At 57.6% G+C, this 14,092-nt stretch carries 10 protein-coding genes and 1 pseudogene; 5 read left to right on the forward strand and 6 right to left on the reverse strand.

Annotated features, from left to right (window positions below):
• Positions 1-150: 150 nt before the first annotated feature.
• Positions 151-1,206, forward strand: coding sequence for an aldo/keto reductase (locus tag NYR50_RS15690; RefSeq protein ID WP_418137532.1), 1,056 nt, complete (start codon positions 151-153; stop codon positions 1,204-1,206).
• A gap of 49 nt (positions 1,207-1,255) precedes the next feature.
• Here NYR50_RS15690 and NYR50_RS15695 read toward each other — a convergent pair whose 3' ends face one another.
• The 4 genes and pseudogenes from NYR50_RS15695 to NYR50_RS15710 all read right to left on the reverse strand — a co-directional run bounded on the left by NYR50_RS15695 (position 1,256) and on the right by NYR50_RS15710 (position 5,520).
• A complete protein-coding gene (locus tag NYR50_RS15695) occupies positions 1,256-2,206 on the reverse strand; it encodes a bile acid:sodium symporter family protein (protein WP_418137533.1) in 951 nt (316 codons plus the stop codon).
• A gap of 235 nt (positions 2,207-2,441) precedes the next feature.
• Positions 2,442-4,106, reverse strand: a pseudogene (locus tag NYR50_RS15700) (type IV secretory system conjugative DNA transfer family protein).
• On the reverse strand, positions 4,103-4,411 hold the full coding sequence (locus tag NYR50_RS15705) for a mobilization protein (RefSeq protein ID WP_418137534.1): 309 nt from the start codon (positions 4,409-4,411) through the stop codon (positions 4,103-4,105). The pseudogene NYR50_RS15700 and the gene NYR50_RS15705 overlap by 4 nt, the downstream one beginning before the upstream one ends.
• A 185-nt stretch (positions 4,412-4,596) precedes the next feature.
• The gene (locus NYR50_RS15710) at positions 4,597-5,520 is read right to left on the reverse strand and encodes a nucleotidyltransferase and HEPN domain-containing protein (RefSeq protein WP_418138258.1); all 924 of its coding nucleotides are present in this window, start codon (positions 5,518-5,520) and stop codon (positions 4,597-4,599) included.
• Between the two features lie 401 nt (positions 5,521-5,921).
• Here NYR50_RS15710 and traA point away from each other — a divergent pair, with 401 nt between their 5' ends.
• From traA to fic, 3 genes are all read left to right on the forward strand, one after another.
• Positions 5,922-9,695: a Ti-type conjugative transfer relaxase TraA gene (traA, locus tag NYR50_RS15715; RefSeq protein WP_418137535.1), complete on the forward strand. Its 3,774-nt coding sequence runs from the start codon at positions 5,922-5,924 to the stop codon at positions 9,693-9,695.
• 92 nt (positions 9,696-9,787) lie between these two features.
• Positions 9,788-10,087 carry a hypothetical protein gene (locus NYR50_RS15720; protein ID WP_418138259.1) on the forward strand — a complete coding sequence of 100 codons (300 nt, stop codon included), beginning with the start codon at positions 9,788-9,790 and terminating at the stop codon, positions 10,085-10,087.
• 12 nt (positions 10,088-10,099) lie between these two features.
• Positions 10,100-11,191, forward strand: a complete 1,092-nt coding sequence (gene fic, locus NYR50_RS15725; RefSeq protein WP_418137536.1) for a protein adenylyltransferase Fic — start codon at positions 10,100-10,102, stop codon at positions 11,189-11,191.
• Positions 11,192-11,426: 235 nt separating this feature from the next.
• Here the strand turns inward: fic and NYR50_RS15730 are convergent, their stop codons facing one another.
• Positions 11,427-12,227, reverse strand: a complete 801-nt coding sequence (locus NYR50_RS15730; protein WP_418137537.1) for a hypothetical protein — start codon at positions 12,225-12,227, stop codon at positions 11,427-11,429.
• Between the two features lie 139 nt (positions 12,228-12,366).
• Here NYR50_RS15730 and NYR50_RS15735 point away from each other — a divergent pair, with 139 nt between their 5' ends.
• On the forward strand, positions 12,367-13,434 hold the full coding sequence (locus tag NYR50_RS15735) for a linear amide C-N hydrolase (RefSeq protein WP_418137538.1): 1,068 nt from the start codon (positions 12,367-12,369) through the stop codon (positions 13,432-13,434).
• A 93-nt stretch (positions 13,435-13,527) separates the two neighbouring features.
• Here the strand turns inward: NYR50_RS15735 and NYR50_RS15740 are convergent, their stop codons facing one another.
• Positions 13,528-14,055, reverse strand: a complete 528-nt coding sequence (locus tag NYR50_RS15740) for a dihydrofolate reductase family protein (protein ID WP_418137539.1) — start codon at positions 14,053-14,055, stop codon at positions 13,528-13,530.
• Positions 14,056-14,092: the final 37 nt, after the last annotated feature.

Raw genomic sequence — 14,092 nt, forward strand, 5'->3', positions numbered from 1 at the left:
ATCTCACAAGTGATAGTATTTTCGGCATTCTATTTCATGCAAGCGCGAGCGTCTATCTTCAGGGCCATCGCAACCCACCACGGGATGGACAGACACGACGCGGCCACACGCCCGGCGCGGCACCATCCCGAAGCAAGAAGGCAATGCCCCATGGAATATCGCTATCTCGGCAAATCCGGCCTGAAAGTGCCGGTCTTAAGTTTCGGCACGGGAACCTTTGGAGGCTCCGGCCCGCTTTTCAGCAACTGGGGCACCTCTGATGCCACCGAGGCCCGTCGTCTTGTCGATATCTGCCTCGAAGCCGGCGTCAACCTGTTCGATACGGCCGATGTTTATTCCAACGGCGCGTCGGAAGAGGTGCTGGGCGAAGCCGTCAGGGGACGGCGCGACAGCGTTCTGATCTCGACCAAGACCGGCCTGCCGATGGGTGATGGGCCAAACGACGCCGGCTCATCCCGTTTCCGACTGCTGCGCGCGGTGGACGACGCCCTGCGCCGCCTAAAGACCGAATATATCGACATCCTTCAGCTCCATGCCTTCGATGCCTTCACACCGGTTGAAGAAGTGCTGTCGACGCTCGATAAGCTCGTCCGGTCCGGCAAGGTGCGCTACACCGGTGTGTCGAATTTTTCCGGCTGGCATATCATGAAATCACTTGATGTCGCGGACAGATATGGCTGGCCGCGTTATGTGGTCAACCAGGTGTATTATTCTCTCGTTGGCCGAGACTACGAATGGGATTTGATGCCGCTCGGCGCGGATCAAGGCGTTGGCGCCATGGTCTGGAGCCCGCTGGGCTGGGGGCGCCTAACCGGAAAAATCCGCCGCGACATGCCGCTGCCCGAGGGCAGCCGCCTGCATGAGACCGCCAGCTTCGGACCGCCGGTCGATGATGAACATCTCTACCGCGTGATCGATGCGCTCGATACTGTCGCGGAGGAAACCGGCAGGACAGTGCCGCAGGTCGCCCTCAACTGGCTGCTCAGACGCCCGACTGTTTCCACGGTCATCATCGGCGCGCGCAATGAGGAACAGCTTCGCCAGAACCTCAACGCCGTGGGATGGGAACTGACGTCAGCACAGGTAGCCACGCTGGACGAGGCCAGCGAGACGACTGCTCCCTATCCGCATTTCCCGTATCAGCGCCAGGAGGGCTTCGCCCGGCTTAATCCACCGGCCGTAGCATGTCGGACCATGCCGTTCTAAGGCACGGTCAGGCCGCCTGAACTACAGGCGGCCTGACAAATGCGGAGCTTCAGGCGGTTTTGTTGGCGGAGCCTGCATCCACCCGGCCCGAAAACCAGTTTGCCAGGATTGCACCGGAAATATTGTGCCAGACGCTGAAAATCGCGCTCGGAACGGCAGCGAGAGGCGAAAAATAGGCCGTGGCAAGTGCTGCACCAAGGCCCGAATTCTGCATGCCGACCTCGATCGCAATGGCCTTGCGCTTGGCAAGCGACAGGCCCGTTGCCTTTGCAGCGAGGTAACCGAGCAGATAGCCAAGGCTATTGTGCAGAACCACAACGGCAAAAATCATCAGCCCGGACTGGGCGATGGCCGCCTTGGATCCTCCCACCACCGCCGAAACGATGAGGACGATGCCGATGACGCTTACCAGCGGCAATGCCGGAACTGCGGTCTTGACGAGACCAGGCAGCAGCTTCTGCAGGGCGGCGCCGAGAGCGAGCGGAACCAGAACGACCTTGACGATGCTGAGGAACATGGCCCAGCCGTCAACCGGCAGGAACTGGCTCGCGAACAGCCAGACGAGGAACGGCGTCACCAGCGGCGCGGCAAGCGTGGTGACCGAGGTGCAGGCAACGGACAAGGCGACATCGCCCTTGGAGAGATAGGTCATGACATTGGAAGATGTGCCGCCCGGGCAGCAGCCGACCAGAATGACGCCCGCCGCGACTTCCGGCGGCATGGGAATGATGCGGGTGAGAAGCACCGCCAGAAGCGGCATGATAAGAAACTGGCCGAGCACGCCGATCGTCACATCGAACGGCCTTTTCACGACCTCCTTGAAATCATCGACCGAAAGGGTGAGGCCCATACCGAACATGATGATTGACAGAAGCGTGACGATCCAGGGCGCGATCTGCTTGAACGTATCCGGAAAGAAAAAGCCGAGGACGGCAAACAGGATGACCCAGATGGCAAAAGTCTTGCCCACGAAAGCCGAAACGGCTGCCAGCGTCTTCATTTACATACTCCCAACATGATCATGAAAACCCCTCTAGACTCCTGTGGTGTCCTGTCAAGGTCATTACCGCGTTGCTAGACCTCGCAGTCGAAACGATCCCTCCGCCGCGATGCCGCCGTCGCCACAGGACTGCAATTTGGACGAAGGCTCATCTATCCGCTTCCAGTTGCGCCGACGCGAGCTCGAGGGCCGCGCACACGAGGTCTCAGATGCTGGTATGCCCTTTCGTCGCGCGTTAGACCGCGTCGAACATCTCCCTGAACTCCAGATCGGCAAAGTAGGCAAGCTTTTCAGCAAAAACTGGTCGTTGCCCGGCCAGGAACAGCAATTGTCCTTTCGCCGGCAGATTGCGTACCTCATCAGGGGTGAGTAGCGGCCGACCGGTATGTTGTTGGCTTTATGAGATCCCGGTCCTATCGGAATCGAGGGCTCTCGCCATGGTCTGGAACACGACCGTTTCCTGTCCGAGCAAATCAGAGATAAGGCGGACACTGTCATGATCGTTAACGCCGAAGACCTGCAGCACGCCGGAGTTAGACAGGAAGGTTCCGGCGCGGTGACCGTATGTGGCACGCAACTGATGGATGTCCTGCAGGATGGGCCAAAGCTGGACACCATAACCCGCCATCAGACCCATCGCGCGTTCGACTGGCGCCAGATGCCCAAGGGATGCGAACTCATCGAGCAGATAGAGAACCGGTGTCGCCGGTTTTGGCGGATCGCGGGCCATTTCGAGCAGGCTTTGGGAGACAAGCAGGCGCAGCCAGCGCGAATAGGTCGAAAGGCGATCAGGCGGAAGGACGAGGAACACCGTCATTTTACTGCGCTTGAGATCGGCAAACCGGAAATCCGAGCGGCTGAGCACGGCTGTCATACGCGGTGAATCGAGAAAATGCGTATGGCGCTGGGCTGCGGAGAGAACGCCTGCGGCTTCGCGATCGGATTTTCCGAGGTGGCGGTTTGCGGCGCGCGCGACAAGACCTCTTGCCGCATCACTGTCCTGCATACGTTTCAGCAGCGCTGCAAACTGTTCCGGAGCCAGGGTGAGATACTCGCGAAGTGTTGCAAGGTGCCTGCATCGCAAAGGCTCCGCTGCAACGATCTCGAGCAGCATTCCGGCAATCAGCGCTTTTGCCTCCTCGTTCCAGTGCGCCTCCCCCGCCATCCCCGGTTCATCGAACACGAGAGCGTCGGCAAGGTTACTGGCATCTTCCGCGACATCAAGGCTGTAAGGATCAAGCATGGCCAGCGGATTGAAGGCGGCCGAGGGTCTGTCGGTAACCCCGAACGGATCGAGCACATGAACCGGCCCGAATTTTTGGCGGGCACGGCCAGTGATCCTTGCATTCTCACCTTTTGGATCGACACAGATCACCGAACGGTCGGCGGTCAGCAGGTTCGGGATGATCGTGCCCACGCCCTTGCCGGTACGTGTCGGCGCCATCGTCAGAAGATGGGCCTGGCCATCATAGCGCAGGGGCTTGCCCGTTTTCTTATCACGACCGATCAAGAGGCCGGAACCGGATGAGGTGAGAGCGGCTATCTCTTTGTCTGTCGCAAAGCGGGCGGAACCATGGGTCTCATCGTCATTCTCCCCGAAATGCAAAATCAGCGCACTGGTGATGAACCGGAAGGTGATCGCGGCGAGCGCCAGCAGGGTTAAGGAACCTGGGATGATGTAGACAAGCGAGCCGCGCTCGAAACCCGTTTGCTCGAGGAAATGAACGCCACCCATGCCGATCACGAACGTGACGATGAACAGGATGAACATAAATCCAAGAAGCCGTTTCCAGATCCGGAACGGCATGGCGATCAAAGCCAGAAACGCCCAAAGCGGATCACGTGCGGCGGCTCGCATCATGTTCTTGAATGCGTCCCGGGCAAGTCGCAACCGGTTCATGGAGCGCCCTGCCCGCTGTTATCATTCTCACCTGTGCCCGGAAGTCCTTGTCCGATCAGATCGACAAACAGCGCCTTGTCATTGTCGCGTGTCAGAAAGCCCGGCAGTTCGCGGCGCAGCCATGCACCGAGCTGCTGCTTAAACTCCTGATCATCCGAGGTTTCGAGGTGATGCAGAACGAGCGACCCGATCAGAACCTTGCGGCGCATATCGTTGTTACGCTCGGTTTTGGAGAGACGGGCCTTGAGGGCGGAACGCTGCGCCTCCAGTTCAGCCAGGCGCTGTTTTATGGTTTTACTTGCCACGATTATTCCTTTCGATTGCGGTCGCATCGGAGCTGCCGCTGTTGACCACGGCTTTACTCCTGGAATGCAGACCAGTTTCTACGGGGAGATCGACATAGCGATTGTAGGAGGTGGTTGGACCCTTTGGTTCTTGACGCTGCGGTGGCTGCTGCCTGAGCTCAGGATTGTTGTGCCACCGGTGACGCTCAGTCGCTGGAATTTGCCGCTTGTCCCGCAGCGTGTTTGAGCTTTTCGATGTGCTCGCGGCAAAGCGTCTCAACCAGCTTGTGAAGTTCCGCCGTCCGCTCCTGAAGCCAGGTGAGCGCCTCTTCGGAAACCTCGAAACGCTTCGAATAACGTGCCTTGACGTAGGCCTCATTCAGAATGTTGTACCATGTGGTAAAACGCTGACGGTCGCGCGGCCAGATGTCGATCAAACGGTGATCACGACTTTCGGAAAGTCCACGCAGGAATTTGAGGTTGTGCGACGCTGGCGAGTAATTTGTCAGTGTCAGCAGGTAGCAGTTATAGGCGCTCTCCACTGCCTGATGGAGTTCGAAAACAGCATGCTTGATCCGCTTGTCTTTCAGATACAACGACGTATCGAGAAACGAGCGAGCGGCAGCCATCTCTTCGTGAAAATGCTCTTCGGCTACTCTAAGCGCGTCTGCGGGCCTAAGCGGTTTCGGTTCAGCCAGCGGCCTTTCGTCGAATTCGTAGAGGACAATACCTTCGCGGGCGAGATCAACAAAGAATGGTTGGCCGTCATTTAGAAAATTGCTGATTTCGCGAGCGCCGTGCATGATGAGGCCCACAGGTGTCTCTATCTCCTTGTCCCACATCAGCCGATCGGTCGCCTTGTCCCAGTATTTGGGATCGGCAAGTTCCTTGTTGCTGACGATGACGAGAATGTCGAAATCCGAGCGGTAGCCTTTCGACGTATGCGGTTCATCCACCCAGGTGCCACGCGCGTAAGAACCGAACAGGATGATTTTGAAAATCCGTCCATCCTTCTTGGCGTCAGACTTCGAGCGCTCGATCAGATCAGCAAACTCTTCCTGGATAATTCCGACGACGCGCGCAAGCTCGCGTTGCTTTCGTTCCGGCAAATGTTCAAGGCTGGTCTTCATGTGTGCTCCGTTTCTGGACGGTATCCTGTATGGTCCATTGTAAACTTCTTTGAAACTCCGATTTTTGGCAGCCGCCAATCAAATGCCTGTCTTACGGGACGATCCGCTGCGCGTTACCAGCGCCCTCCTGTTTGTCGAGCCGCGCCTGCAATGTCTTCCTCCGCTCTTCCCTTCTCCCCGATCAGTCGAGCGATCGGTTTGCGAATATCGCCCTCCCCGGATTGATGCGTTTGTGTCCCTATTCAAACACGAGTAATTGCCACTTGGCGACTACTACTTTTAGTAGTCGAAATGCCCGTTCGATGTTGCTAGCCTCGCCACCGGTAAACAGACAAGGGCGCACTTACGACTTGCACCGCAATCGAGCGCTGAATTTCCCCGTTGAGAACCGGAGATCTCGTTTGGCGATTTATCATCTCAGCACCAAACCTGTCTCGCGCTCATCCGGCCGCAGCGCTGTGGCTTCTGCCGCCTACCGTTGCGCGGTTCTGCTCACCAATCATCGCGACGGCCTTGTGCATGATTTTACCCGGAAAGAGGGTGTCGAGCATATCGAGATCGTGCTGCCGAAAGGTGTGTCTGCCGACTGGGCTTTGGATCGTTCGGCTTTGTGGAAAGCTGCCGAGTTTGCAGAAAAGCGAAAAGATGCCCGCGTCGCCCGCGAATTCGAAATCGCGCTTCCACGTGAGCTGTCGCCAGAGGGGCGACTGAAGGCTGCACGCGCCTTCGCCCAGGATCTGGCAAACCGCTATGGCGCGGCCGTGGATTTTGCCATCCATTCGCCAGGCGAGCACGGTGATATCAGGAACTACCATGCGCATGTGCTAATGACGACGCGAGAGGTTCGCCAAGCCGGCCTTGGCGAGAAGACCCGTCTTGAGCACAAGAACGCAAGGCTCTTGGCACATGGCATGGCGACAACCGATATGCAGCTTCGTGATATCAGGCAATCATGGGAAGGCATCGCCAACCGTCAGCTTCAACGCGAAGGTCTGGATGTTCGCATCGATCATCGCTCGCATATTGAGCGTGGCCTTGAGTTGTCGCCGACCGAACATATGGGCGTGCATGCGTCGCAGATGCAGCAGCAAGGAATGGCCGTCGAGCGCGGGCGGCTGGATGACGAGGCAGCACGGCGAAATGCCGAGCTGATCCGCCAAAAGCCGGAACAGGTTTTGTTGCTGATCAGTCATGAAAAGAGCGTGTTCGATCGACATGATATTGCCAAAACCTTGCATCGCTACATCAACGATGACGGGCAGACATTCCGGAACGCTTTTGCGGCTGTGATGGCATCACCAGCGCTCGTGGAGCTTCAGGCTGAGCGCATCGATCCTGACACGGACGAGGTTTCCAACGCGCGCTATTCGACGCGGGACATGATCGATCTGGAACTTGCAATGGCGCGGTCGGCGGTAAGGTTGCATCAGGCGCATTGCCATCGGGTTGATCCCCGCCATGTCGAGCGTGCAATGGAAAGGCAGGATCGCTCTCTTCGGAAAAGCTCCAGCGGACCGTCGGCTGCGAGCGTTCCGTCGGCAGGATTGTCGGACGAACAGCGTCACGCGATCAAACATGTTACGGCCCCTGAAGGCATCGCGGCCGTGGTCGGGTTTGCGGGAGCTGGAAAGTCCACCATGCTGGCAGCCGCGCGCGAGGCCTGGGAGGCTGAAGGTTATCAGGTCCATGGTGCGGCGCTGGCCGGAAAGGCGGCCGAGGGCCTTGAGAAAAGTTCTGGCATTCAAAGCCGCACACTGGCGTCATGGTCATACAGCTGGGACCGTGGCCGGGATATGATCGGTCGCAGTGACGTGTTCGTCATCGACGAGGCCGGCATGGTCGGCAGCCGGCAGCTTGCCCGGTTCATCGGCGAGGCTGAAGAGCGCGGTGCAAAGATCGTTCTTGTTGGCGACCATGAGCAGTTGCAGGCAATCGGAGCCGGTGCCCCGTTCAGGGCGATTGCCGAGCAGATTGGCCATGTCGAACTTTCCGACATTCGCCGCCAGCGCCATGATTGGCAGAGACAGGCATCGGTTGCCTTTGCGACCCACAAGACGGCTGAGGGCCTTGCCGCCTACCGCGATCACGGCGACATCCACTTTGCCGAAAACCGCGACGCAGCGATGGCGCAGATCGTGCGTGATTATGTTTCCGACAGTGAGAAGCGTGCCGATGGCACCCGGGTTGCCATGGCGCATCGCCGTGCCGATGTGCACGCCCTCAATGCCGCCATCCGCTCCGAGCTTCAAAACAGACAAAGGCTGGGGAGCCGTGACGAGCTGAGCGCCGGTGCAGAGCAAGCGGATGGTGAGGCCCGAGGGAAAAGTGAGGAAGTTGGAGAACACGTGTTCCAGACCAATAACGGCAAACGCGCTTTTGCCGCCGGTGACCGGATCATCTTCCTCGAAAACAACCGCGACCTCGGCGTCAAAAACGGCATGCTCGGCACCGTCGAGCATGTCCAACAAGATCAGATCGTTGCCCGGATCGATGGTCGAGGCGGTGAAAGTGTCAGCATTCTGACAGACACCTACCAGGCGTTCGACCACGGCTATGCGACGACGATCCATAAAAACCAGGGAGCGACGGTGGATCGCGCCTTTGTGCTGGCGTCCGGCACCATGGACCGGCATCTGACCTATGTCGCCATGACCAGGCACCGCGACAGCGTGCAGCTCTATGCCGACATCAAGGAGTTCACCAAGGCGGGCCGGCTGGTTGATCACGGCGCTGCGCCCTATGAACACAATCCGCAGTCACGGGGGAGCTACTTTGTGACGCTGGAGAATGACAAGGGCGATCAGCGCACGGTGTGGAGCGTTGATCTCAGGCGGGCCATGCGAGAGGCATCACCAAAGATTGGAGACAGGATTTCCCTTCAGCATGAAGGCGCGACGCCCGTCACGCTTCCGGATGGCACGCAGGCCGAGCGCAATGCATGGCGTGTCGTTACGGGTGACGAACTGGCCTACCAGAAGCTGTCAAACCGCCTGTCGCGCTCCGGCGCCAAGGAAACCACGCTGGATTATATCAGCGATTTTGCCGAGCGGCGCGGGATCGCCAGCGACCGATGGATCGCGCAGGAGTTTGGGCGGAGAAGCGAGATAGAACTTGCTTCCGCCCAAAATGGGCGTCAAGAGGTTTTGTCCCGTGCGGCCCATCTGCAACGGGAGCAGCAGGGCCAGGCATCAGAGCGTCAGCAGGTTTACGAGGAACGTGCCGGCGATCTGGCCGGCCCTGTTCGCCGCGAAGATTCTCGCCATGCGTTCGCCCGAGAGATCGATGACGGACGGCGGGACGATCGGACAGAGGACAATAAAGGATATCGCCGCATCCGTTGGTCCGACCTCATGTCGCAAGGCGGCGCCGTCCCTGTCCCGACAGAAGTCCTCGGCCAGCAATCGTCGCTGGAATCCGATAAGCCCACTCCGCTGGTGCCAGCCATCACCCGATACCAACGCAGCATCGAAAAGGTGGCGCAGATCAGGGCGATGTCCGTTATCGAGCAGAGATTCGATACGGTCGAATCTCTCGTGCGGCACGTGTTCCGTGACCCGGCCGAGGTCGCGGCGAGATTGCGCACCGCGATGACCGAGAAGGAAGGTAATGGCAAGATCATGGCGAAGGCCATGGCAGAGCAACCCGAGCGGTTCGGGGAGCTGCGCGGCAAGTCAGGTCTGTTCGGATACAACAAGGAACGGAAGGAGGCGCTGCAATATGCCAGATCCCTCTCGGCCCATATTGGCTATGTCTCAGAGGCATGGGAGCGCCGGCTTGGCGAAGAACGTCAAAGCGAACAATGGCAGCGGCAACAGCGTGATGTGATCGAGGTGCCCGGCCTCACGCCGCGCAGCGCCGAGATCATTGCCCAGGTGGAGAAGATGCCGGTCGAGAGGCGAAGCAAGTTCGTCACAGAGCTGCGATCGTCAGCTGAGGGCCGAGCCGCGCTTGATGAGGCCAAGCTGGTGGCCGAAGCACTCACGCGGCGGTTTGGTAGTTCTGATCCTCGCAGGTTCGTCGAGGAACTCGAAGCACGCCCCGAACTCGTAACACAGGCCGAACAGATAAGGACAATCGCCCGCATGGTGGATCGGACACGCCATGCCGAGCTCAGCCATGACCACGCACTCAGACGGCAGCTTAACCGGTCACAGGGGCTTGGACTGAGTCGATAGGCCGGGGAATCTACCATCCGCGGGTCCAGAAACTTGGGGCGGTTCAGCGCCGACAGCACGGAGGTCGACTTGGCGATAGCCTGGAACATGATATTGCGGGCGCTTCCAGCGCGGGTATTGCCTCATGCCTTGTCAGGACCGGCATCCTCGCAGAGCACCCCGATGCTGAACTGGATGGAATTGCCGCTGTATATGATTTGCCCCAATTTCCTGATGGATCGGTTCATACTTCAGGGAACAAAAGACCGGGGCCGACAGGGCCACAAACTACTCTCAGGAAGCACAACCTCTTGCAGTGGAAGATATATGTCGATAAAATTACTTTTTATCGACATTACATAGAAATATGTCGATCGCATCGACATATTAAATCCCACATGTCGACCAAATAAGGAAACATCGACATGTCGTTCCGCGCTAACCGTCCCTACAACGATCTCCCGGCACTTCCACCACGCAACGACGTCGAAACCAAAACAGTACTAAAGGCTTGCATCGCTGCGAGAGCCGCACTCGCAGAACTGCGGGTGTCCGGGCAACTCATTCCAAATCAATCAGTCCTGATCAATTCGATCCCACTGCTCGAAGCACAGGCAAGCTCAGAGATCGAAAATATCGTCACCACGACGGACAAACTTTTCCGTTTTGCGAAGGAAGCTGGAAACCAAGCAGATCCGGCGACAAAGGAGGCTCTGCGCTATCGCACAGCTCTCAACGAAGGGTTCCAGTCGCTTAAAGACCGGCCAGTCTCGACATCAACGGCTGTATCCGTGTGTAGAACGATCAAAGGCATCAATCTCGACATTCGATCAACGCCGGGTACCGCGCTGATGAATGAGACAACTGGTACAGTGATTTACACACCGCCGGAAGGACAAGAACTGCTGCGGACAAAACTCGCCAATTGGGAACGCTATATTCATGAGGCGGAGGAAATCGACCCGCTGATCCGGCTTGCGGTAATGCACTACCAATTTGAGGCCATTCATCCCTTCACTGATGGTAATGGCCGCACCGGCCGCATCCTGAATCTGCTCTACCTGGTGGACAAGGGACTGCTCGATATTCCGGTACTTTATCTCAGCCGCTACATTATCGGTAACAAGCGCGCCTATTATGATAGGCTTCTTGCCGTGACGGCTGACAGCGCCTGGGAAGATTGGATCATCTTCATGCTAGAAGCGGTGCGAGACACAGCCCAGTGGTCAACAGCCCGCATCCGTGCCATCCGCGATCTTTTGGATCAGACCGCCGAACGTATACGGCGCGATCTTCCAAAAATCTATTCACGAGAACTCGCCGAGGTGATCTTTGTGAACCCCTATTGCCGCATCGGTGACCTGGTAGAGGCCGGGATTGCCAAGCGACAATCCGCATCTGCGTATCTCAAGGCACTGGCCGAGAACGGTCTGCTCGATGAAATCAAAGCCGGTCGGGAAAATCTCTATATCAATCCGGCATTGTTAGCGCTCCTCAGCGACCGGCCAGCAAGATAATCTGGAATGCATCACCCTTACCGAAAGCAGAGAACTCGTGCCGCGCCTTCGGCAACCTGTCCAGCAGTGTACGGAAACCGTAACACCGGCAAAGGTTTTCTCTTGCATCTCCTGATAATTGGTGCGGATTGCGCACCTGTCCGCACGACGCAGAGGACGACCAAAATTAAGAGGAAGCTAAAATTGCTTCACCAATAGGGGTATGCAAAGGCGATAAGACGACGCGAATCAATAACTAGAACCGGTAAGTCAGCCCGAGCACAGGTCCGCTGAGCCGGGAATCGAAAACATAACCATCGTGCGAATAATCCACGTCGAGCACCTTGTAGCCCGCGGCGACCGACAATGTGTCCGTGAAGATGTAGTTCACCGTCGCGAGCGCCGACCAGGTGAGATCGGATCCCGCTCCGAAACCACCAATATCCACCTGCCCCTGAACGGACAACTTGTCCGTGAGGCTGAAAAAGGCCCGCGCGCCGATGACGGGATCTACCCAGCCGAAACTCTCCCTATGGGTGGCGGAAACGCTGCCGATCAGGGGATGGCTGGCAGTGACCGCGACGTCGTTGGAAATGTGCCAGAAGCGCGCGCCAGCAAGCGCGTCGAGCGAAAATCCGTCTGCATCGATGATACGGTACCCCGCCTGCAGCGTCGCCATGAATTCCTGCGTATCGACATTCGCATCGATAGCGGCACCGGCCGGCAAGGTTGGCAAACCCGGAATTTGCAGCGCGGGCAGCGGACCGGCTGCCTTGCTGTCGGTGGTATCGACATACATCATATCGCCGGAAACGACGAAGCGGTCGTAACGGCCCCAGATATTGAGAAACCCACCGAAATTGAGATCGTCCATGACGTTGGAAAAGGATTTTTCCACGTGAAGGGTGGGCGCACGCTGGAACGGCGATATGTTGCCGTTCAAACCAGTTGCCCACAAATATCCCGTGGCCTGAAATGCCCAGTCGGCCCCATCAACTCCCGCGGGCGTGGCAGCAACTTGATCTGCGCCTGCGGCCGAGGTTGCGGAAAAAGCCATAAGGGCCGCAAAAGCTGAGAATTTTAGCAATAGCTTCTCTCCGGTGGATCCCTGATAGCTAAACCTATTTGACTCCCCTCAACAAGTCCGATTTTCTATCATACGCTGTATCTTACACTGCGAGCACCGGAGGCTTTCCATGCGCCCGAAGACCCTGCCGTTTTTTTCCGCCTGCACTGCTGCGATCTTCTCCATCGCGACGCTCACCACATCGGTTGCCGAGGCCTGCACGCGTTTCGTTTATATGGGTGAGAATAACCAGGTCATGACGGCAAGATCCATGGACTGGAAGACGGATGTGGGAACCAATCTCTGGGTCTTTCCTCGGGGCATGGAAAGGTCCGGCGAAGCCGGGCCCAACTCCGTCAAATGGACATCGAAATATGGCAGCGTCATCGCATCGGGTTATGATGTTTCCACGACCGATGGCATGAACGAGGCGGGTCTTGCGGCCAATGTCCTCTGGCTGGTCGAGTCGAGCTATCCCGATTATGACGGGAAGTCGCCGGGTCTATCCATCGCCGCGTGGGCGCAATATGTGCTCGACAACTTCGCGACGGTGGAAGAAGCCGTCCGCGTCCTTGAGAAAAATCCGTTCACCATCGTGACCGACAGCGTGCCGGGCGAAGAGCGCCTGGCAACCTTGCATCTCTCGCTTTCCGATGCGAGTGGCGATAGCGCGATCGTCGAATATATCGATGGCAAGCAGGTCATCCATCATGGACGTCAGTACCAGGTGATGACCAATTCGCCGACCTTCGACGAGCAGCTGGCGCTGAACGCCTATTGGACCCAGATTGGCGGCACCGTGATGCTGCCGGGGACGAACCGCGCATCGGATCGTTTCGTGCGTGCATCCTTTTACGCAAACGCCATTCCCAAAAGCGAAAATCCGGTCGAAGCCATCGCCAGCGTCTTCAGCGTCATCCGCAATGTTTCGGTTCCCTACGGCATCACCACGCCGGACCAGCCGAATATTTCCTCTACCCGCTGGCGCACGGTCATCGACCACAAACGCAAGCTCTATTTCTTTGAATCCGCACTGACGCCGAATGTCTTCTGGATCGACATGACAAAACTCGACCTTTCGAAAGAGACCGGTGGGGTGAAGAAACTCGACCTGGGGCCCAATCAGATCCACATCTATTCGGGCATGGCGAATGAGAGCCTGAAGGACACCAAGCCTTTCAAGTTTCTCGGGCTTTGATAGCGCAAATCGCGCAGTAAGGCAGGGAGCAGTTGGCGAGGTGTGTATCCGCCATTCCTTGCCTTCCCTCGAACATCATGAACCTGAAGAGCATCACGAGAAGCGGTAGTGCAATCGAACACAGCCCTTTTCGATTGCCGTTGCGCTGACGAGAGTGGGACTGGCTCGATGCCCGGTGAGAGGAAAAAGAGGCTCGCCTGAGCCGAGGATTTCCGGGATGACGTAAATCTCGATTTCATCGAGTGCGCCACGCTCCAGAAAGGCCATCTGCAGCTTTCCGCCGCCCAGCATCCAGACATCGCCGTCATTGAGAGCGCGCAATTCCCTGATCAACGAGCCTACATCGTTGTACATCTCCAGAGGTCCCTTTGGCTCCTCGATCGGCCGCGAGGTGACGACGATGACACGCTGATCGCCATAAGCCCAAGGCGACGGTTCACTGGCGATGAAATCATAGGTCGCCCGCCCCATGACCACGGTTCGAATTCCCTTCAGGAAAAGCCGGTAATCGTGTTCGCCGAGGTCCATATCATCATATTTGAAGAGCCAGTCGAGAGAGCCGTCTCCAGAAACGATCCGCCCGTCCAGGCTCGCCGCGATATATCCGCGAATGAAGGCCATATTATCCCCCTTGATTTATAAATGAATATACGTTTAT

Origin of the sequence: Agrobacterium sp. El2ro-1b, from assembly GCF_048298475.1 — a bacterium.
GTDB lineage: Bacteria > Pseudomonadota > Alphaproteobacteria > Rhizobiales > Rhizobiaceae > Agrobacterium > Agrobacterium fabrum.